Below are 20,564 nucleotides of genomic sequence, written 5' to 3' on the forward strand. Positions count from 1 at the left end.
GGCGGGGTGCGCTCCTCCGCCTCCCGGGGCCCCGTCCGACCGGCGTCGGTTAGCGTGGGGCGCATGCCCTCAGGTGACGGAGCCGCGGACCCGCTCGACGCGGGCTGGATCCGGCGAGCGCCGAGCCGGGCCGGATACGTGCGCGACGCGGTCACCGCGGGGATCCTGCTGGTGGCGACGGTCGTCTCCGTCGCGCTGTACTCCTCGGCGGGATTCCCGGACGCGGCGCACCCCGTCGTCAGCGCCCACTGGGCCGTCCTGATGACCCTTCCCCTCGCGCTGCGCCGCCGGTTCCCCGCGAGCGTGGCGGCCGGACTCTCCGTCGTCTACGCGCTCGGGATCGTGCTCCAGGTGCCGGAGTCGCTCTTCGGCCAGATCTGCCTGTTCCTCGCGCTCTACACGGTCGGCGCGTGGGGCCGGAACCGGCGCACGGCGCTCGTCGTCCGAGTGGCGATCGCGGTCGGGATGCTGGGCTGGCTGCTCACCACCCTCGCCACGGGCGAGTACTTCGGCAGCTCCGTGCCGGTCGACGACTCCCTCGGCCTGCTCTCGCCCTACGCGGCGGAGTCGGCCCTCGCGGTCGTCTCGAACCTGCTCTACTTCGGCAGCGCCTACGTCTTCGGCGAGGCGTCGTGGCAGTCGGCCCGCCGGCTGGAGGCGCTCGAGACGCGCACGGCCGAGCTCGACGACGAGCGGGAGCGCTCCTCGCGGCAGGCCGTGTCCTCCGAGCGGCTGCGGATCGCGCGCGAGCTGCACGACGTGGTCGCGCACCACGTCAGCGTGATGGGCGTGCAGGCGGGAGCGGCGCGGCGGGTGCTGGCGCGGGATCCGGAGCGGGCGGCGGCATCGCTCAGCGCCATCGAGGGCGACGCGCGCTCGGCGATCGAGGAGCTGCACCGCATCCTGGTCGCGCTGCGCGCCGAGGACGCGGTCCCGAATCCGCTCACCGACGCCGCGTCCACCCGCGGGGTGGCCCAGCTCGAGGAGCTGGTCGCGGCGTCCAGCGGATCGGGCCTGCCCACCGTCTTCCTCACCCTCGGCACGCCCCGCGAGATCCCCGCGACGGTGGGGCTCAGCCTCTACCGCATCGCGCAGGAGTCGCTCACGAACGTCCGCAAGCACGCGGGGCGCGGCGCGCACGCCGAGGTGCGCCTCCGCTACGCCCCCGACGCGGTCGAGCTCGAGATCGCCGACGACGGCGGGTCCGGCCCGCACCCGAGCGCTCCCGCCTCCTGCGGACTGGGGCACACCGGCATGAGCGAGCGCGCGGCCGCGGTCGGCGGCTGGATCGAGATGGGGCCGAGGGGCGGAGGCTACCTCGTGCACGCCCGGGTGCCGCTGTCCCCCGTCCGGGCGAGCGTGCCGGACGCCGACGACCCGGTACCGTCGTCGGAGACGTCGCGGGGGCGTCAGGAGCGAGCGAGCGGGGGCCGCCCATGACCGAGCACGTGCGCGTGCTGCTCGTCGACGACCAGGAGCTCGTCCGCGTGGGCTTCCGCATCATCCTCGAGTCGGAGCCGGGGATCGAGGTGGTCGGCGAGGCCCGCACCGGGCTCGAGGCCCTGCAGCGCGCCTCCGAGCTGCGCCCCGACGTGATCTGCATGGACGTGCAGATGCCCGGGCTCGACGGCCTGGCCGCGACCCGCGAGATCGTGGCCGACCCGCGCCTGTGCTCGCGGGTGCTCATCCTCACCACCTTCGACCGCGACGACTACCTCTTCGAGGCGCTCTCGGCCGGCGCCAGCGGGTTCCTGCTCAAGAACGCGTCGCCGGAGGAGCTGGTCGAGGCCGTGCAGGTGGTCGCCCGCGGCGACGCGATGCTCGCCCCCGACGTCACCCGGCGCGTGATCGAGCGGTTCGCGTCCGTGCCCGAGCGCACGCCGACCGCCGCCGACCACCCCGGAGTGGCCGATCTGACGGACCGCGAGCGGGAGGTGCTCGTGCACCTGGCGCGGGGCTGGTCGAACGCCGAGATCGCGGCCGAGCTGTTCGTGGGCGAGGCGACCGTGAAGACGCACGTCTCGAAGATCCTGATGAAGCTCGGCGTGCGCGACCGGATCCAGGCGGTCGTGTTCGCCTACGAGCACGGGATCGCGGTGCCGGGGCGCCCCTGAGCGGTGGGCCGGGCGGTCGGCAGCGGGGCGGACAGGTCGGAGGTGCTCGACGCCGGGGCGGTCAGCGCCGGGGCTGGCTCGAGGCCGGGCGCGGCGGGGTGCGGCGGACGAACTCCATCCGGATCTCCGGCACGATCTTCCGGTCGAGCACGACCGTCATGTAGCGGCCGTCGACGCGGGCGCCGATCGCGACCACGTCCGGATCGGTGTCCACGCGGTAGCCGCGCAGCGCCTCCCCGTCCACGATCACCGGGACGCCCCGCACGACGTCCTCGTCGCGGAGGGCGGCGGCGACCACCGGCATCCCGCCGCGGCGGCTGCGCACGCGGCCCGGGAAGGTGTTGCGGAGCACGTCGCCCATGTGGGCCGCGAGGCGGGACTCCAGGGGCCGGCTGCGCTCGGCGGGGATCGGCACGGAGGTGCGGACCGCCTCCCAGAGCACCGGGTACCGCATCCGCGTCACCTGGTCGACCATCCACGGCGGCAGGTGGTCGTTCTCGGCGCGCTCGATCGCGCGCTTCTGCTCGGGGGTCAGCGGGACGTGGTTGACGGGGTCGGCGCGGTTGCGCGGGTTCTTGTAGAACGAGTACGAGAGCGAGATCTCGACGAAGCGGCCGAGCGCCATCGTCTGCGCCGCGGCGAACTCCTCCAGCCTCGGCTGGGGCGCGAACGCGAGGACGGGATCGCCGAAGCGAGCCGCGATCTCGTCCACCCCGGGAGGGGCGGGCATGTCGCGGACAGCTCCCGTCGTGTCCATGCGCATACGTCAAGAGTGGCCTGCCTCCCAGCCGATACCAACTTCTTGACGGAGATCGGCTTTCGGGTCGTCGTCCTTTCACCTGCCCGAAACATGCGGGAGGCAGGAGGGGTGTCTCGGCGGGCGCCTCCGGGGCTCCTCCGGGCGGCGGGCTGCGAAGATGGAGGGATGAGCGCTCTGCACGATCCCGACGTCCGCGGCTTCGCCTCCGACAACTACTCCGGAGTGCACGACGAGGTCCTCGCCGCGATCGCCGCGGCCAACGGAGCGCACCAGATCGCCTACGGCGAGGACGTCTACACCGAGCGCCTGCAGGAGGCGTTCCGCCGCGAGTTCGGCGAGCAGGCCCAGGCCTTCCCCGTCTTCAACGGCACGGGCGCCAACGTCACCGGCCTGCAGTCGATGCTGCCGCGGTGGGGCGCCGTCGTCTCGGCGGGCACCGCGCACATCACCTCCGACGAGGGCGGAGCGCCGGAGAAGGTCGGCGGGATCAAGATCCTCACGGTCCCCACGCCCGACGGCAAGCTGACCCCGGCGCTGGTCGACCAGGAGGCGTGGGGCTTCGGCGACGAGCACCGCGCCCAGCCGCTCGTGGTCTCGATCACCCAGTCCTCCGAGCTCGGCACCGTCTACACCCCGGAGGAGGTGCGCGCGCTCGCCGACCACGCGCACGGCCTCGGCATGCGGCTGCACATGGACGGGGCGCGCATCGCGAACGCCGCGGCCGCCCTCGGCCTGCCCCTGCGCTCCTTCACGACCGACGCGGGCGTCGACGTGCTCTCGTTCGGCGGCACCAAGAACGGCATCCTGCTCGGCGAGGCGATCGTCGTGCTCGACCCGGCGGCCTCGACCGGGCTGACCTTCCTCCGCAAGACCAACATGCAGCTGTCCTCCAAGATGCGCTTCATCTCGGCGCAGCTGCTCGCCCTGCTCGACGACGGCGGCGAGGAGGAGCCCCTGTGGCTCCGCTCGGCCCGGCACGCGAACGCCATGGCGGCGCGCCTGCGCTCGGGGCTCGAGGAGGCGATCGCCGCCGGCCGGATCACCGGGCTCGAGTTCACGCAGCAGACCCAGGCCAACGCGGTGTTCGCGACGCTGCCGCCCGGAGTCGCGGACCGGCTCCGCACCGCCTACCGCTTCTACGACTGGAACCCGGCGACCGGCGAGGTCCGCTGGGTCTGCTCCTTCGACACGACGGAGGACGACATCGACGCGTTCACGGCCGCGATCGAGCGCGAGCTGGCCGCGTGAGGGCCCGCCTCCCGCGCCTGGCGACGGTCGGCGCCGCGCTCGCCGTTCTCGTCGCGCTGACGGGCTGCACGTCGGCCGAGCGCTCGGACGTCGCGGCCACCCCGTCGGCGTCCGAGACCGCCGCTCCGACTCCCTCCGCGACTCCGACGCCCTCGCCCACGGCCTCGACCCGCCTGGGCTGCGACTCCCTCCTCCCCGCCACGCGGGCGGCCTCGGCGCTGGGGGTCTCCCGCAGCGCTCTCGAGGGCAGCCGCGAGGTGACGACGCGCTCCTCGGGCGAGCTGATCCGCGAGGCCGCGGAGGAGAACGGCGGAGTGCTCCGCTGCGCCTGGTACGACGAGGACGCCTCGATCACCGCGGCCGCGGTCGACGACGCCGCCGAGGCCTTCGCCGGCCGTCCGGGCCCGCGCCTCGAGACCGGCGTCGAGGCCTACGGCTCCTGCACCGACGGCAGCTGCGACCTGGACCTGCTCGCCGGCGCCACCTGGGTGACGCTGCAGCTGCGAGGCGCCCCCGCGGCCGTCGACCTCGCCGCGCTGGCGACCGGCACCGCCTCCGCCGCGCTCGGCAGCCTCGACGAGCCGGTCACCGCGACGGCGCCCGTCTGCACCGAGGTCCTGACGGCCGAGCAGCTGTCCGGTGCCGCCGGTCTCGCGCAGGCGACCGCGGGGACGGGGACCGGGACGCCGACCACCGCGTCGGCCGCTGCCGCCGCCCGGGCCGGATACGCCTCCTGCAGCTGGAGCGACGCCTCCAGCGCCGCCTACTCGGGCGTGACGGTCGACGCGCTCCCGAACGGCGACGACGGCTGGCGGAACCTCTCGCTGACCTCGGGCCTGGCGATCCCGCTCGAGCCGCTCGACGGCTTCGGCGAGAAGGCCCTCACCGGCTGCGCGGCGGGCGTCTGCGAGATCGACGCGCTGGCCGACGACGTGTGGTGGCGCGTGACCGTCACCGGCGACGCGGCGAAGGCCGAGGCCGTCGCCCGCGCCGTGCTCGCGAACGCCTGAACCGGGCACCCCGCTCCTCCTCCGCGAGCGGGTCAGCGCCAGTACTCGTACCAGGACGACTCGCAACAGCCGAGGGACGCGTAGAGGCGGCGGGCGCCGGCGTTCTCGGCGAGCACCTGGAGCCAGAAGCGCGCGACGCCCCGGCCGGACGCGTCCTCGAGGAGGGCGCGGATCACGGCGGAGGCGAGCCCGCGGCGCCGGGCGTCCGGGCGGGTCGCCAGGGCGAAGAGGCCGCCCCAGAGCTCGCCGTCCGGCGCCGTGACGAGCGCGAGGCGGCCGGTCGCGGCGGGGCCGTCCCCGTCGACGGCGAGAGCGTAGGAGGAGGGGCAGCCCGCGAGGATGCGCTCGGCGACCGCGCGCTCCTCCGCTCCACCGCGACCGTCCACCGACCACCAGAGGGCGAGCCAGTCCTCGTCGGGAGCCGGGGCGAGGCGGACGCGAGGCTGCGGCGCGGGCCTCGGCGGCACTGGCCTCGACGGCGCGGACCCCGACGTCGTGGACAGGGCGGCGAGCGCCTCCTGCACCGAACCCGCCAGCACGAGCGTCCGGTCGATCGGCGCGGCGCCCCGCTCGGCGAGCAGCCCGGTCAGACCGGCGGGGCTCGGCGGCCCGATCTGCACGAGGGGCGCGATCCCGTGCTCGCGGGCGAACGCCTCCGCCGCGTCGAGCGCCGCCTCCTGGTCGACGACGTCGCCGGACGCGAGCACCGAGTTCGCGCGCTTGGTGACTCCTGCGGAGGCGCGCAGCTCCCACGCGCCGAGGGGGCGCCGCACGAGCGCGGGCCAGGCGTCGGCGGCGAGGCGGTCGAGCAGGCGCGGATCCATCGGGCCACGGTAGCGGGAGCGGCGCCGGAGCCCTGTGGACGCCCCCGGAAACGGCTCCGGCCCGCAGGATCCGCCGCGGACGAGCCGAGCGGGATCCTGCGGGCCGGAGGCCGTGGAGGGACGAGCCCTACATGTTGATCATGTGCCCCTTGAGGCCGTGGAAGCCCTCCTGCAGCGCCTCCGACAGCGTCGGGTGGGTGTGCACGTTGCGGGCCAGCTCGGTCGCGGTGAGGTCCCACTTCTGGGCGAGCGTGAGCTCGGGGAGCAGCTCCGAGACGTCCGGGCCGATCATGTGGGCGCCGAGGAGCTCGCCGTACTTCTTGCTCGCGATGAGCTTCACGAAGCCGGTGGGCTCGCCGAGGCCGTGGGCCTTGCCGTTCGCCATGAAGGGGAAGGTCGAGACGGTGATCTCGTGTCCCTCGTCCGTCGCCTGCTTCTCGGTGAGGCCGAAGGAGGCGATCTGCGGCTGGCAGAACGTCGCCCGCGGCATCATCCGGTAGTCGCCCAGGGTCTGGGTCTCGGCACCGGCGAGGGTCTCGGCGGCGACGACGCCCTGCGCCTCCGCGACGTGCGCGAGCTGCAGCTTCGCGGTGACGTCGCCGATGGCGTAGATGTGCGGCACGTTGGTGCGCATGTGGTCGTCGATCGCGATCGCGCCGCGCTCGGTGAGCTCGACGCCCGTCTTCTCGAGGCCGAAGCCCTCGGTGCGGGGGACCCAGCCGATCGACATGAGCACCTTGTCGACCTCGAGGGTCGACTGCGTGCCGTCCTTCGCGGTGTAGGTGACCGTGACGTAGCCGTCCTTGTCGACGACCGACTCGACCTTGGTCGAGGTCAGGATCTCGACGCCGAGCTTCTTGTACTGCTTCTGGATCTCCTTGGAGACGTCCGGGTCCTCGTTGGGGAGGGCGCGGTCCATGAACTCGATGATCGTCACGTCGACGCCGTAGTTCCTGAGGACGTAGGCGAACTCCATGCCGATCGCGCCCGCGCCCACGATGGCCATCGTGTCGGGGAGCTCGCGGGTCATGATCTGGGTCTCGTAGGTGACGACGTTCTCGGAGAGCTCGACGCCGGGGAGGAGGCGGACGCTCGCGCCGGTCGCGATGATCGCGTCGTCGAAGGTCAGCGACTCCGTGCCGCCCTTGCTCAGCTGCACGTCGAGGCCCTGCGGGCCGGTGAAGGAGCCGACGCCGTCGAACTCGGCGATCTTGTTCTTCTTCATCAGGAAGTGGACGCCCTTGGTGCGGCCGTCCGCGACCGAGCGGCTGCGGTCGAACGCCGCGCCGAAGTCGAACGAGACGTCGCCCGAGATGCCGAACTGCTTCGCCTGGGTGTGGAAGAGGTGGGCGAGCTCCGCGTTGCGCAGCAGCGCCTTGGACGGGATGCAGCCGACGTTGAGGCAGACACCGCCCCAGTACTGCTTCTCGACGACGGCGACGGACTTGCCGAGCTGGGCGGCGCGGATCGCGGCCACGTATCCGCCGGGGCCTGCCCCCAGGACGACGACGTCGAAGTGCTGGGCCATGGATGATCCTCCAGAGTCGTGGATGGTGGTGCGCGGGGTGACCACGCCGTCTCCCACCGTACCGTTCCGGGGCTCGGAGGCGGCCCGCTCCTCCGTGGGCGAACGCGCGTGCGGGCGCCTGCCGTGCGCGCGCGGGAATGCCCGCGGTGCGGGGACGGTTGGGCTCCACGGGCGACGGAGCCCCTCCCCCAGTCCCCCGCACGGAAGAAGCCCCGCGATGTCCGCCACCGCCTCCCGCACCGCCAGCACCAGCGCCCCGATCCTCGACGTCCTCGCGGAGCGCTGGAGCCCCCGCTCCTACGACGCGTCCGCGACCGTCTCCGACGAGACCCTCGCGTCCCTCCTCGAGGCCGCGCGCTGGTCCCCGTCCGCCAGCAACTCGCAGCCGTGGCGCTTCATCGTCGCCCGCCGCGGAACCGACGGGTTCGACCGCATCGTCTCGACGCTCGCCGGCTTCAACGGCGCCTGGGCCGGCTCCGCCGCCGTCCTGGTCGTCGCGCTGGCCGAGACCGTCGACTCCGAGGGGAAGCCGCGCCCCTGGGCCGTCTACGACCTCGGCCAGTCGATCGCCCACCTCAGCGTCCAGGCGCACCACGAGGGCCTGCACGTGCACCAGATGGCCGGCTTCGACAAGGACGCCGTCCGCGCCGCGTTCGGCGTCGACGAGCGCTTCGACCCGGTGACGATCGCCGCGGTGGGAGTCGCGGCCGACGCCGACGCGCTGGCGAACGAGACCCTCCGCGAGCGCGAGACCGCGCCGCGCACCCGCCTGCCCCTCGAGGAGCTCGTGCTCGTCCAGGCGTAGCCCTCCGGCGGAAGGCCTCCCCCGTCTGCGGACCGGGGAGGCCTTCCGCGTCCCACCCCCTGTGTTACTCCCCGTGTCGGTCCCCGCTGTGCCGCCGGGAGCCTCTCCGTACGATCGGACGATCCGCCCGCCCGTCCCGCTGCCCGGAGAGACATGCCCGCCACCCCCGCCGCCCGCACGAGCCTGGCCTTCGACGCCGAGCTCGGCCAGTCGGCGTTCCCCGTGCGCTTCGAGGGGGTCGGCCGCACCTTCGCGCCCGGGTCCCCCGTGCTGACGGACGTGACGCTCGAGGCCGCCGCGGGCGAGGTCATCGCGATCCTCGGCCCGAGCGGCTGCGGCAAGTCGACGCTGCTGCGCATCGCGGCGGGCCTGGACACCGCCTCTGAGGGGTCCGTCCTCATCGACGGCGCCCCCGTCTCCGGCATCGACCCGCGCTGCGCGGTGGCGTTCCAGGAGCCGCGGCTGCTGCCCTGGCGGAGCATCGCCGACAACGTCGCGCTCGGCCTGCCGCGCGGCACCCCGCGCCCGGCCGCCCGCGCCGCCGTCGACGAGCTGCTCTCGCTGGTCGGCCTCACCGCGCACGCCCGCTCGCGGCCCCGCGAGGTGTCCGGAGGCATGGCCCAGCGCGCTTCCCTCGCCCGCGCCCTCGCCCGGAACCCCGGCGTGCTCCTCCTGGACGAGCCCTTCGGGGCGCTCGACGCGCTGACCCGCCTGCGGATGCAGGACCTGCTGCTCGACGTGCACGCGGCGGCTCCGGCGACGATCCTGCTCGTCACCCACGACGTCGACGAGGCCCTGCAGCTGGCCGACCGCATCGTGCTCCTCGGGCGCGACGAGCCCGGAGGCGTCTCGCGCATCCAGCGGATCGTCACCGTCCCCGGCGCGCGGCCCCGCGACCGCGGCTCGGCGGAGCTCGCCGAGCACCGGGCCGAGCTCCTCGCGGGGCTGGGCATCGAGCGGCACTGACCCCGGGCGGATCGACCCGCATCCCTCCACCCGGGCGGCACGGTCCGGGCGGCACGACCTCCCTCCCCAGCCGCCTCCTCCTCCCGCTCTCCACCGCACGAGCACCTCCCCGCACCGCCCCTCCCCTGCAGCGTCCACACTCGCTGTCACCGCATCCCCGAAGCCGAGGCCCCCATGTCGTTCACCAGCTCCCCGCTCACCCGCCGCACCGCTCTCGCCGGTCTGCTCACCGCCGCCGCCGTCCCGCTCCTCGCGGGCTGCGTGCAGGGCGAGGGCGGAGGAGGAGCGGCGGCCGCGACCGCCGACGCCGCCTCCGGAGGAACCCGGGGCGGCACGCTCACGCTCGACTTCGCGACGTACAACCCGCTGAGCCTGGTCATCAAGGAGAAGGGCTGGCTCGAGGCCGCCCTCGCCGAGCAGCAGGTCACCGTCGCCTGGGTGCAGTCGGCCGGCTCCAACAAGGCCAACGAGGCCCTGCGCGCCGGAGCGATCGACGTCGGCTCGACCGCCGGCTCCGCCGCGCTGCTCGCCCGCTCGAACGGCTCGCCGATCAGGACGATCGACATCTTCTCGCAGCCGGAGTGGTCGGCCCTCGTCGTCCCCGCCGGCTCGGCGATCACGTCGGTCGAGCAGCTCAAGGGCAAGCAGATCGCGGCCACCAAGGGCACCGACCCCTACTTCTTCCTGGTGCAGGCGCTCGAGGCCGCCGGGCTGGGCATCGGCGACGTGACGGTGCAGAACCTGCAGCACGCCGACGGCTGGGCGGCGCTGCAGAACGGCTCCGTCGACGCCTGGGCGGGCCTGGACCCGATCATGGCCGGCGCCGAGGCGGCCGGGGCGGCCCTGCTCTACCGCAACGTCGACTTCAACTCCTACGGTCTGCTCAACGCGACCGAGAGCTTCCTCGCCGAGAAGCCGGACCTCGCGCAGACCGTCGTGAACGCGTACGAGCACGCCCGCGCCTGGGCGCTCGAGAACCAGGACGAGACGGCGAGCATCCTCGCCTCCGTCGCCGGCCTCGACGTGGCGGTGGCGACGACGGTCATCACCGAGCGCAGCAACCTCGACGTCGACAACGTCCCCGGCTCTGCGCAGACCGACGTGCTCGCCGTGATCGGCCCGATCTTCGTCGAGAACGGCGACGTCGCCTCGCAGCAGCAGGTCGACGACGCGCTCGACTCGCTGCTCGACGACACCTACGCCTCGGCGGCCGACCCGAGCGCCATCGGCGCCTGAGGGTCCGGCCCTCCGCCCCCGACCCCGTGATCCGAGGAGACCGACGATGACGATCCGCGACGACGACACCGCGACCGACGCCGATGTGCTGCGGCGGAGCGCGCTGTCCGCGCCGATGCCGGGTGAGCCCGGACTCGTGACGGCGGGCCCGTCGGTCGCGGCCTCCCAGCGCCGCCTCCGCGAGGACCGCTCCCACCCGCTCACATCGCGACGGTGGTTCGTGGTCGCGGGAGGCGCGATCCTGCCCGTGCTGCTGCTCGCCGCCTGGCAGATCGCGACGACGACCGGGATGGTCTCGGTGGCGGTCTTCCCCTCGCCCGCGATGGTCTGGGCGGCCGGCGTCGACCTCGCCCAGCGCGGCGACCTCGGCCAGGACGTCGCCATCTCGACGCAGCGCGTGCTCATCGGGTTCGCGCTCGGCTCGGCGCTCGGGCTCGTGGTCGGCGCGCTCTTCGGGCTCTCCCGCGTCTGGGAGGTCGTCCTCGGGCCGACCCTCGGCGCGATCCGGGCGGTCCCGTCGCTGGCCTGGGTCCCGCTGCTGCTGCTCTGGATGGGCATCGGCGAGGAGTCGAAGATCACGCTGATCACGATCGGCGCGTTCTTCCCGGTCTTCACCACGGTGGCCACGGCGCTCGGCCACGTCGACCGGCACCTCGTCGAGGCGGGCCGCGCCTTCGGCCTCTCGGGCTTCCGGCTCTTCACGACGGTGCAGCTGCCCGCGGTGATCCCCTCCGTGATCTCCGGGCTGCGCCTCGCGCTCGCCCAGTCGTGGCTGTTCCTGGTCGCCTCCGAGCTCATCGCCTCCTCGATGGGCCTCGGCTTCCGCCTCATCGACAGCCAGAACAACGGCCGGATCGACCGGGTGTTCCTGGCGATCGTCCTGCTGGCCGTGCTGGGCAAGCTCACCGATGCCGTCGTCGGCGTGTTCCAGCGCTACGCCGTGAGGAAGTGGGCGTGAGCGCCGGGGAGGGAGCTCCGAGCGTGAGCGGGACGATCGCCAACCTGCTCGACGAGCACCGCCGGTTCCCCCCGCCCGCGGCCTTCGCCGCGCAGGCGAACGCGGGCGCGGAGGAGTACTCGCGCGCCGCCGCCGATCCGGTCGCGTTCTGGGAGGAGGCCGCCCGCCGCCTCGAGTGGGCGGAGCCGTGGCACACCGCCCACAGCTGGGAGCCTGCCGCTGCGCTGCCCGACGGCTCGCTCTCGGTGCCGCGCACGACCTGGTTCGAGGGTGGACGGTTGAACGTGGCCGTCAACTGCGTCGACCGCCACGTGGACGTGGGACGCGGCGGGAAGACCGCCCTCCACTTCGAGGGCGAGCGCGGCGACCGGCGGTCGATCACCTACGCCGAGCTCCAGCGCGAGGTCTCCCGCGCCGCGAACGCGCTGACCGCGCTCGGGATCGGGAAGGGCGACCGCGTCGTCGTCTATCTCCCGGTGATCCCCGAGACCATCGTCATCACGCTCGCGATCGCGCGGATCGGCGCGATCCACTCGCTCGTCTTCGGCGGCTTCTCCGCCGAGGCGGTGCGGTTCCGCGTGGAGGACACCGGCGCGAAGCTCCTGGTCACCACGGACGGGCAGTTCCGGCGCGGAGCGGCGGTGCCGGTCAAGGCGAGCGCCGACCGGGCGGTCGAGGGCGTCGCGTCGATCGAGCACGTCCTCGTCGTCCGCCGCACCGGTGAGACCGACGTCCCGTGGACCCCGGGCCGCGACGTCTGGTGGCACGAGCTGGTCGACGCGCAGAGCGACGTCCACGAGGCCGAGGCCTTCGACTCCGAGACGCCGCTGTTCATCATCTACACCTCCGGCACGACCGGGAAGCCCAAGGGGCTGGTGCACACCAGCGGCGGCTACCTCACGCAGGCCTCCTGGACGCACTGGGCGGTGTTCGACGCGAAGCCGGACGACGTGCACTGGTGCACCGCCGACCTCGCCTGGGTCACCGCGCACACCTACGAGATCTACGGACCGCTCTCGAACGGGCTCACCCAGGTGATCTACGAGGGCACCCCGAGCACCCCGCACACGGCCCGGCACTTCGAGATCATCGAGCGGTACGGGGTGACCGTCTACTACACGGCGCCGACGCTGATCCGGACGCTGATGACCTGGTTCCCCGAGGGCGTGCCCGCCCGGTACGACCTGTCGAGCCTGCGCCTGCTCGGCACCGTCGGCGAGTCCATCAACCCCGAGGCCTGGGTCTGGTTCCACGAGGCGATCGGCGGCGGACGCTGCCCGATCGTCGACACCTGGTGGCAGTCCGAGACCGGCGCCGCGGTGATGTGCCCGCTGCCGGGCGTCTCGACCCTCAAGCCGGGCTCGTCTCTCGGAGCCCTGCCCGGGCTCGGCGTCCTCGTGGTCGACGAGCACGGCGAGCGGGTGCCGAACGGCTCCGGCGGCTACCTCGTGGTCGACCGGACCGGGCCGGCGCTCGCCCGCACCGTGTGGGGCGACCCGGAGCGGTACCGCGACTCCTACTGGGCCCGCTACGCGTCCCAGGGGTGGTTCTTCTCCGGGGACGGCGCGAAGTACGACGCCGACGGCGACGTCTGGGTGCTCGGCCGCGTCGACGACGTCATCAACGTCTCCGGGCACCGCCTGTCCACGATCGAGATCGAGTCGGCACTCGTCGCCCATCCGGCCGTCGGCGAGGCCGGAGTCGTCGGAGTCGCCGACGCGACGACCGGCCAGGCCATCGCGGCGTTCGTCATCCCCTCCGATGAGGCCGTCGACCGCAGCGAGGAGGACCCGGCCTACTGGGCCGCGCTCGGCACGACGCTCTCGGTGCTCCTGCGCGACCACGTGGCGGTCGCGATCGGTCCGATCGCCAAGCCGCGCGACGTGGTGGTGGTGCCGGATCTGCCCAAGACCCGCTCCGGCAAGATCATGCGGCGGCTGCTCGGCGACATCCGCGACGGCCGCCCGCTCGGAGACGTGACGAGCCTCCAGGACGACACCGTCCCGGCGCGCATCGCCCGCATCGTCGCCGAGCGCGGGTAGGCGCCGCGCCAGTCGGACGCGGCGGGCGGACCCTGTTTCGGGGAGGCGTCGGGAGCCTGCGCGTCCGCGGCGAGGAGGGGCCGCCGGGGAGCATCCGGAGTAGCGTGAAGCCGTGCGCGACGTCCAACAGCAGATCATCTCCGAGCTCCACGTCTCCCCCGCCGTCGATCCGGCCGTCGAGGTCGAACGGCGCAGCGGATTCCTCGCCGACTACCTCCGCAGCACCGGCGCGAAGGGCCTCGTCCTCGGCATCAGCGGCGGCCAGGACTCGAGCCTCGCCGGGCGCCTCTGCCAGCTCGCGGTCGAGCAGGTCCGCGCGAGCGGCGGCGACGCCTCCTTCATCGCGGTCCGCCTGCCGTACAAGGTGCAGGCCGACGAGGAGGACGCCCAGCTCGCCCTCACGTTCATCCGCCCGGACCGCCAGGTCGTCTTCGACATCCACCAGGGCGTCGACGGCGTGGCCGCAGCGTTCGGCGACGCGGTCGACGAGCCGATCAGCGACTTCGTGAAGGGCAACGTGAAGGCGCGGATGCGGATGATCGCGCAGTACGCAATCGCCGGCCAGGCCGGGATGCTCGTCGTCGGGACCGACCACGCGGCCGAGGCGGTCACCGGCTTCTTCACGAAGTACGGCGACGGCGGCGCCGACGTCCTCCCGCTCACCGGCCTCACCAAGCGGCAGGGGCGCTCGCTCCTCGAGCACCTGGACGCACCGGCCCGGCTCTACGAGAAGGCGCCGACGGCGGACCTGCTCGACGACAACCCCGGCCAGACCGACGAGACGAACCTCGGGCTCACCTACGCCGACCTCGACACGTACCTCGAGGGCGGCGAGGTCGACCGGGCCGTCGCCGAGGCCATCGAGGCGCGGTACGCCGCGACCGAGCACAAGCGCCAGGTGCCGCTGTCGATGTTCGACGACTGGTGGCGCTGAGCCGCCGCTGACCGCTTCCAGCGGCCGGCAGCTCAGGACCGCACGGGGCCCCGCTGAGGCGGGGCTCCCGTGCGTCCGGCGCGGAACCGATGCGAGGACCGGACCCGCCGCGGTATCAGGAGTCGGCGCGGGCGTTGTAGACGAGCACCTCGCCGGAGTCGACGGAGGCGCGGTAGGCGCGGAACACGTCGAGGGCCTCGTCGCGGAGCACGCCGTCGACGACCTCGATCCCGCGGGCCTCGAACTGGGCGGCCCAGTCCTCGCGCATCGGCCCCTCGTCGAAGGTGCTGATCTCCTCGAGCTCGGGGCCGGAGCCCGCGACGACCAGGCGGCGCACCCCCGACCACATCGTCGCTCCGTAGCACTGCACGCACGGGCGCCAGTTGACGACCAGGTCGTGAGCGGGGAGGCCCTCGCCGCCGAGGTCCCAGGTGCCGAGCGCGGTCTGCGCGAGACCGAGCGCCGTCACCTCGGCGTGGCCGGACGAGACCCCGCTGCCGAGGACGACGTTCACTCCGACCGAGACGAGACGACCGGAGTCGCGCTCGACGACGATCGCCGCGAACGGGCCGCCGTTCCCCTCGCGGAAGTTGCGGTCGGCGAGCGCGTGCACGAGGGCCATCCGGTCCTCGAGGCTCGGGAGGACCTCGGGGACGTCGCGGAGGGCGTCACCGATCCAGGCCGGCAGGGCGATCTCGTAGCGGGTGGCGAGGCGGTCGATGTCCATGGGTCCTCCGGGAGACGGGGCGGGGCGGGCGGCGGGCGGAGACGGATGCGCGGCAGGCACGGCACAAATGACGCAGGGACGGCGGCGGCCGTCGCCCCTCAGCCTCGCAGTCCCGAGCGCCGGAGACGGAATCGGCCCGGCGCGTCGACGCGGAGGTCAGGCGAGGAGGGCCTCGCCGAGCGCCGCGGCCTGCGCCGCCCAGAAGCGCTTCGCCACGCCGGTACGGCGGAACAGGGCGTCGAAGCCGTGGAAGGCGCCCTCCACGATCTCGAGCCCGCACGGCACTCCGGCCGCGCGCAGGCGCTCGGCGTAGCGGACGTCCTCGTCGTGGAAGAGGTCGAGGCCGCCGACGCCGATCCAGGCCGGCGGCAGGCCCGTGAGGTCGTCGCGGCGGGCGGGGGCGGCGTAGGCCGTGCCGCCGGGGCCGCCGGGCTCGCCGGCGAGGTAGGCGGTCCAGCCGAAGCGGTTGCTGCCCGGGGTCCAGACGCGGACTCCGCGCGGAGGAGGACCGGGCCGGGTGACGGTGCGGTCGTCGAGCATCGGGTAGACGAGCAGCTGGAACGCGGGCTGCGCTCCTCCGCGGTCGTGGGCGAGGAGGGTCGCACCCGCGGCGATGCCGCCGCCCGCAGTCGCGCCTCCGACGGCGATGCGCGCCGGGTCGACGCCGCGCTCCTGCGCGTGCTCGACGAGCCAGTCGAACGCGGCCAGCACGTCCTCGACGGCAGCCGGCGCGGGATGCGCGGGCGCGAGGCGGTAGTCGACGGAGACGACCGTGATGCCCAGGGTGCGGGCGAAGTCGATGCAGGACGCCTCGTCCTGGAGGTGGCTGCCGAGCACCATGCCGCCGCCGTGCACCCAGAGGAGCGCGGGAGCGGTACCGCGGAGGATGCGCGGCCGGTAGCTGCGGGCCCGGACGGGAGCGGCTCCGGCGACGGGGATCTCGACGTCGTCGACCACGATGTCGGGCGGAGCCTCGCCTCCCTCGGCGGCGCGTCGCGTGGCGAGGCGCAGCAGTCGCGGGCCGAGGACGATCGGCGGGAGGAAGCGGCCGAGCGCGAGGTCGGGGTGGAAGAGGGGCGCCGTCGCGGCGGTGCGGGCTGACGCGGTCATGCGCGGGAGGCTACTCCTCGCGACCGTGCCGGCGCCCCTCGGCGGGACTACGGACGCACGAGGGTCTTGATCGCGCGGCGCTCGTCCATGGCGGCGTACGCCTCGGCGATCTCCTCGAGGGGCAGCTCGAGGTCGAAGACCAGACCGGGCTCGATCGCGCCGCTGAGCACGTCGGGCAGCAGCTCGGCCATGTAGCCGCGGACCGGCGCGACTCCGCCGTTGACGCCCACGTTCGAGCCGAACATCTGGCGGACGGGCAGCTCGGGGCCTCCGTTGGGGACGCCGACGTAGCCGACCATGCCGCCGGGGCGGGCGGAGTCGAGGGCCTGCTGCATCGACTCCTTGGTGCCGACGCACTCGAGCACGCAGTCGGCGCCGATCCCGCCGGTCAGCTCGCGGACGCGCGCGACGCCCTCGTCGCCGCGGGTCTCGACGATGTGGGTCGCCCCGAAGCGGCGGGCGAGGTTCTGCCGCGACTCGTGCCGCGACATCGCGATGATCGTGGTCGCGCCGAGGCGCTTGGCCGCCAGGACGGCGCAGAGGCCGACCGCGCCGTCGCCGACGACCGCGACGGTCGAGCCCGCGGTGACGCCGGCCGAGACCGCGGCGTGGTGGCCGGTCCCCATCACGTCGGCGAGGGTGAGCAGGCTCGGGATGAGCGCCGGGTCCGGATCGATGCCCACGCGGAAGAGCGTGCCGTCGGCGAGGGGCACGCGCACCTTCTCGCCCTGGGCGCCGTCCGCGAAGCCCTCCTCGCGGACCTCAGCGCCCCACCAGCCGCCGGTGAGGCACGAGGTGGAGACGCCGTTGGCGCAGTTCGCGCAGGTGCCGTCGCAGACGTAGAACGGGGCGATCACGAAGTCGCCGACCGCGACGTCGTGCACGTCGTCGCCGATCTCCTCGACGACGCCGACGAACTCGTGGCCGATGCGGTGCGCCTCCTTGGTGGGAGTGACGCCGCGGTAGGGCCAGAGGTCGGAGCCGCAGACGCAGGCCGCGGTGACGCGGACGATCGCGTCGCGCCCCGTCGAGAGCTGCGGGTCGGGGACCTCCTCGAGTCGGATGTCGCGCTCGCCGTGGATGAGTGTTGCTCGCATGGGTGCTCCTGGTCGGGAGGGGGATGGGGTCGGCGTCCACGGTACGCCCGCGACCGGCCGCGGGCGCCGGAGAGGCGGGGGCTTGCACGAACGCGCGCCGACGCGGCCCAGGTGGAGAGCCGGGGCGCGGCCGGGGGCGGTCCGGCGCCGGGCGGGAGGCGTCCTGGCGGAACGGAGGGGCCCCGCAGCAGCCCTGCGCCGCGTCACGGCTGCGCCTCCGCCCAGCCGTCGCGCCCGATCACGACGTGCGCGAGGAACCGCACGCCGCACGCCTCTGCCCCGTCGGCGATCGCCCGCGTCGCCGCACGGTCGGAGGGGAGCACCACGGCCTCGCCCGCGTGGCTGTGCGCCAGGCCGATGCCCGCCGCGCCGCGCGCCAGCACCTCGGCGAGCACGGCGGCGACGGGGATCTCGGCGTGCGCCGGGGCTCCGTCGGCCAGCGTCAGGACGTCGCGGACGGCTCCGGACTCGGCGAGCGCCACCGCCAGCACGGTCTCGACCGGCCGGGCGGCCAGCAGCGGAGCGACGAGCCCGGCCAGGCCGGCGGCGTCGGTCACGCGGGCGGCGCGCGAGGCGCGGTTCATCCTCCGCCGCAGCTCGAAGGAGGCGACCAGGCGGCAGGCGGCGACCTCGCCGACTCCGCGGTGCCGCATCAGATCGCCCACCCCGGCCCGGGCGACGGCGTCGATGCCGCCGAAGCGTGCGAGGAGGCGCTGCGCGACGACGGTCGCGTTGGCGCCGCGGACGCCGGCCCCGATGAGCACGGCGAGGGTCTCGGCGTCAGTGAGCGCTTCCGGTCCGTAGGCGCGGAGGCGCTCCCTCGGCCGCTCCTCGGGAGGGAGGTCGGCCATGCGGGGGCCGGGCGTTTCGAAGGACATGCCGCCGACGCTACGGAGCCCGCCGGACGGGCGCGCCGCGGATCCCGCGACTGTGGACGACTCCCGCCCTCGCGCGTCCTGTGGAGGGAACTTCCGTCGCCACCCGCGCGCTCCTCTCCCCTGCGAGTACGCAGACGTCGGACTCGCGACAGGGGTCGAGCACCCCGGTCAGTCCGACGCGGGCATCCCGGCCGTCACCGACAGGCTCTCGCCGTCCGGCGCCACGTCCACCAGCACCACGTCCCCGTCGCGCACCGTGCCGCCGAGCAGCGCCGTCGCCAGCTGGTCGTCGATCGCCCGCTGCATCAGCCGGCGCAGCGGCCGCGCGCCGTACTGCGGGTCGTAGCCGCGCTCGGCCAGCCACCCGCGGGCCGCGGGCGTCACCGCCAGGTCGAGCCGTCGCTCCGAGAGCCTCCTCGACAGCCGGTCGACGTACAGCGACACGATCTCGCCGAGCTCCGTGCGGTCGAGCGCGTCGAAGATCACGATGTCGTCGAGCCGGTTCACGAACTCGGGCTTGAAGGCCTGGCGCACCATCTGCTGGACCGCCTCCTCCTTCTGCGGCCGCGACAGCGCCGGGTCCACGAGGAACTGCGACCCCAGGTTGGAGGTGAGGATGAGGATCGTGTTGCGGAAGTCGACCGTCCGCCCCTGGCCGTCGGTGAGCCGGCCGTCGTCGAGCACCTGGAGCAGGACGTCGAACACCTCGGGGTGCGCCTTCTCGATCTCGTCGAGGAGCACCACCGAGTACGGGCGGCGGCGGACCGCCTCCGTGAGCTGGCCGCCCTGCTCGTAGCCGATGTAGCCGGGAGGGGCGCCGACCAGCCGCGAGACGGCGAACTTCTCGCCGTACTCCGACATGTCGATGCGGACCATCGCCTTCTCGTCGTCGAAGAGGTGGTCGGCGAGCGCCTTCGCCAGCTCGGTCTTGCCGACGCCGGTCGGCCCGAGGAAGAGGAAGGAGCCGGTCGGCCGGTCGGGGTCGGAGATGCCCGCGCGGGTGCGGCGCACCGCGTCCGCGACGGCCGACACCGCCTCGTCCTGGCCGATCAGTCGGCGGTGCAGCTCGGTCTCGAGGTGCAGCAGCTTCTCGGTCTCGCCCTGCAGGAGACGCCCGACGGGGATCCCCGTCCAGACGGCGATCACCGCGGCGATGTCGTCGGCCGTCACCTGCTCGTTGACCATGCGGCCCTCGGCCGGCTCCTCCTCCGCCTCGGCGGCGGCGAGCTCGCGCTCGATCACCGGGATGTCGCCGTAGAGCAGCTTCGACGCGCGCTCGAGCTTGCCCTCGCGCTGCGCCCGCTCGGCGGCGATCCGCAGGGCGTCGAGCCGGTTCTTGAGCTCGCCGACGCGGTTGAGGGAGGCGCGCTCGCGCTCCCAGCGCTCCTGCAGCTCCTCGAGCTGGGCGCCGCGGCGGGCCAGGTCCTCGCGCAGCTTCTCCAGCCGCGCCTTCGAGGCCTCGTCCTTCTCCTTCTTCAGCGCCAGCTCCTCGAGCCTCAGCCGGTCGACGGAGCGGCGCAGCTCGTCGATCTCGACGGGAGCGGAGTCGATCTCCATGCGCAGCCGCGACGCGGCCTCGTCGATCAGGTCGATCGCCTTGTCCGGCAGCTGGCGGGAGGTGATGTAGCGGTTCGAGAGCGACGCGGCGGCGACCAGGGCGGAGTCGGCGATCGCCACCTTGTGGTGCGCCTCGTAGCGCTCCTTCAGCCCGCGGAGGATCGCCACGGTGTCCTCGACGGTCGGCTCGCCGACGAAGACCTGCTGGAAGCGGCGCTCGAGAGCGGCGTCCTTCTCGATGTACTGGCGGTACTCGTCGAGCGTCGTCGCGCCGATCATCCGCAGCTCGCCGCGCGCCAGCATGGGCTTGAGCATGTTCGCGGCCGCCACCGACCCCTCGCCGCCGCCCGCGCCCATCAGCGTGTGCAGCTCGTCGATGAAGGTGATGATCCGGCCGTCGGACTCCTCGATCTCCTGGAGCACGGCCTTCAGCCGCTCCTCGAACTCGCCGCGGTACTTCGCTCCGGCGATCAGGGCCGAGAGGTCGAGGCTGACGAGCTGCTTGCCCTTGAGGCTCTCGGCGACGTCGCCCGCGACGATCCGCTGGGCGAGCCCCTCGACGACGGCGGTCTTGCCGACGCCGGGCTCGCCGATGAGGACGGGGTTGTTCTTGGTGCGGCGCGTGAGCACCTGGCTGACGCGCCGGATCTCGGCATCCCTCCCGATCACCGGGTCGAGCTTGCCGCTCGCCGCGATGGCGGTCAGGTTGACGCCGTACTGCTCGAGTGCGGACTTCTCGTCCTGCTGGGGCATCCGACCGGCCTGCATGA

At 73.9% G+C, this 20,564-nt stretch carries 18 protein-coding genes; 10 read left to right on the top strand and 8 right to left on the bottom strand.

Features of this window, described 5'->3' with window-relative positions; all coding sequences use genetic code 11:
* Positions 1 to 63 precede the first annotated feature (63 nt).
* Both C5C71_RS04055 and C5C71_RS04060 read left to right on the top strand, forming a co-directional pair.
* The gene (locus tag C5C71_RS04055) at positions 64 to 1,440 is read left to right on the top strand and encodes a sensor histidine kinase (RefSeq protein WP_104337175.1); all 1,377 of its coding nucleotides are present in this window, start codon (positions 64 to 66) and stop codon (positions 1,438 to 1,440) included.
* Complete coding sequence (locus C5C71_RS04060; protein ID WP_104247976.1) at positions 1,437 to 2,114, top strand: response regulator transcription factor; 678 nt, start codon at positions 1,437 to 1,439, stop codon at positions 2,112 to 2,114. Before C5C71_RS04055 ends, C5C71_RS04060 begins: the two co-directional genes overlap by 4 nt.
* Before the next feature lie 61 nt (positions 2,115 to 2,175).
* Here C5C71_RS04060 and C5C71_RS04065 read toward each other — a convergent pair whose 3' ends face one another.
* Positions 2,176 to 2,871: a hypothetical protein gene (locus tag C5C71_RS04065; protein ID WP_104239200.1), complete on the bottom strand. Its 696-nt coding sequence runs from the start codon at positions 2,869 to 2,871 to the stop codon at positions 2,176 to 2,178.
* A gap of 168 nt (positions 2,872 to 3,039) precedes the next feature.
* On the opposite strand from C5C71_RS04065, the gene C5C71_RS04070 reads away from it, so the two are divergent.
* Positions 3,040 to 4,122: a low specificity L-threonine aldolase gene (locus C5C71_RS04070; RefSeq protein ID WP_104337176.1), complete on the top strand. Its 1,083-nt coding sequence runs from the start codon at positions 3,040 to 3,042 to the stop codon at positions 4,120 to 4,122.
* The gene (locus C5C71_RS04075) at positions 4,119 to 5,132 is read left to right on the top strand and encodes a hypothetical protein (protein WP_104269038.1); all 1,014 of its coding nucleotides are present in this window, start codon (positions 4,119 to 4,121) and stop codon (positions 5,130 to 5,132) included. The genes C5C71_RS04070 and C5C71_RS04075 overlap by 4 nt, the downstream gene beginning before the upstream one ends.
* A gap of 32 nt (positions 5,133 to 5,164) precedes the next feature.
* Here the strand turns inward: C5C71_RS04075 and C5C71_RS04080 are convergent, their stop codons facing one another.
* Together C5C71_RS04080 and lpdA are read right to left on the bottom strand one after the other, a co-directional pair.
* A complete protein-coding gene (locus C5C71_RS04080) occupies positions 5,165 to 5,956 on the bottom strand; it encodes a GNAT family N-acetyltransferase (protein ID WP_104337177.1) in 792 nt (263 codons plus the stop codon).
* A 127-nt stretch (positions 5,957 to 6,083) separates the two neighbouring features.
* Positions 6,084 to 7,484: a dihydrolipoyl dehydrogenase gene (lpdA, locus tag C5C71_RS04085; protein ID WP_104337178.1), complete on the bottom strand. Its 1,401-nt coding sequence runs from the start codon at positions 7,482 to 7,484 to the stop codon at positions 6,084 to 6,086.
* A 217-nt stretch (positions 7,485 to 7,701) separates the two neighbouring features.
* Here lpdA and C5C71_RS04090 point away from each other — a divergent pair, with 217 nt between their 5' ends.
* The 6 genes from C5C71_RS04090 to nadE all read left to right on the top strand — a co-directional run bounded on the left by C5C71_RS04090 (position 7,702) and on the right by nadE (position 14,425).
* A complete protein-coding gene (locus C5C71_RS04090) occupies positions 7,702 to 8,289 on the top strand; it encodes a nitroreductase family protein (protein WP_104250693.1) in 588 nt (195 codons plus the stop codon).
* Between the two features lie 153 nt (positions 8,290 to 8,442).
* Positions 8,443 to 9,255, top strand: a complete 813-nt coding sequence (locus C5C71_RS04095) for an ABC transporter ATP-binding protein (RefSeq protein WP_104222820.1) — start codon at positions 8,443 to 8,445, stop codon at positions 9,253 to 9,255.
* Between the two features lie 174 nt (positions 9,256 to 9,429).
* Positions 9,430 to 10,491: an aliphatic sulfonate ABC transporter substrate-binding protein gene (locus C5C71_RS04100; protein WP_104337179.1), complete on the top strand. Its 1,062-nt coding sequence runs from the start codon at positions 9,430 to 9,432 to the stop codon at positions 10,489 to 10,491.
* A gap of 115 nt (positions 10,492 to 10,606) precedes the next feature.
* Complete coding sequence (locus C5C71_RS04105; RefSeq protein WP_104337192.1) at positions 10,607 to 11,449, top strand: ABC transporter permease; 843 nt, start codon at positions 10,607 to 10,609, stop codon at positions 11,447 to 11,449.
* A gap of 23 nt (positions 11,450 to 11,472) precedes the next feature.
* Entirely contained in the window at positions 11,473 to 13,491 is a 2,019-nt protein-coding gene (gene acs / locus C5C71_RS04110) for an acetate--CoA ligase (protein WP_104337193.1), read from the top strand.
* A 112-nt stretch (positions 13,492 to 13,603) separates the two neighbouring features.
* Positions 13,604 to 14,425, top strand: a complete 822-nt coding sequence (nadE, locus tag C5C71_RS04115) for an ammonia-dependent NAD(+) synthetase (RefSeq protein ID WP_104222821.1) — start codon at positions 13,604 to 13,606, stop codon at positions 14,423 to 14,425.
* Positions 14,426 to 14,540: 115 nt separating this feature from the next.
* Here the strand turns inward: nadE and C5C71_RS04120 are convergent, their stop codons facing one another.
* The 5 genes from C5C71_RS04120 to C5C71_RS04140 form a co-directional block, all read right to left on the bottom strand.
* Positions 14,541 to 15,152 (bottom strand): nucleoside deaminase, encoded by a 612-nt coding sequence (locus C5C71_RS04120; RefSeq protein ID WP_181027247.1) that lies wholly within the window; start codon positions 15,150 to 15,152, stop codon positions 14,541 to 14,543.
* Positions 15,153 to 15,308: 156 nt separating this feature from the next.
* Positions 15,309 to 16,262, bottom strand: a complete 954-nt coding sequence (locus C5C71_RS04125) for an alpha/beta hydrolase fold domain-containing protein (RefSeq protein WP_104337180.1) — start codon at positions 16,260 to 16,262, stop codon at positions 15,309 to 15,311.
* Between the two features lie 47 nt (positions 16,263 to 16,309).
* A complete protein-coding gene (locus C5C71_RS04130; RefSeq protein WP_104222823.1) occupies positions 16,310 to 17,359 on the bottom strand; it encodes a zinc-dependent alcohol dehydrogenase family protein in 1,050 nt (349 codons plus the stop codon).
* Between the two features lie 203 nt (positions 17,360 to 17,562).
* Entirely contained in the window at positions 17,563 to 18,237 is a 675-nt protein-coding gene (locus C5C71_RS04135) for a RadC family protein (RefSeq protein WP_104337181.1), read from the bottom strand.
* 168 nt (positions 18,238 to 18,405) lie between these two features.
* Positions 18,406 to 20,562, bottom strand: a complete 2,157-nt coding sequence (locus C5C71_RS04140) for an ATP-dependent Clp protease ATP-binding subunit (RefSeq protein WP_104337182.1) — start codon at positions 20,560 to 20,562, stop codon at positions 18,406 to 18,408.
* Between the last annotated feature and the right edge of the window lie 2 nt (positions 20,563 to 20,564).

The organism is Rathayibacter sp. AY1C1 (assembly GCF_002932105.1).
Taxonomy (GTDB): Bacteria; Actinomycetota; Actinomycetes; order Actinomycetales; family Microbacteriaceae; genus Rathayibacter.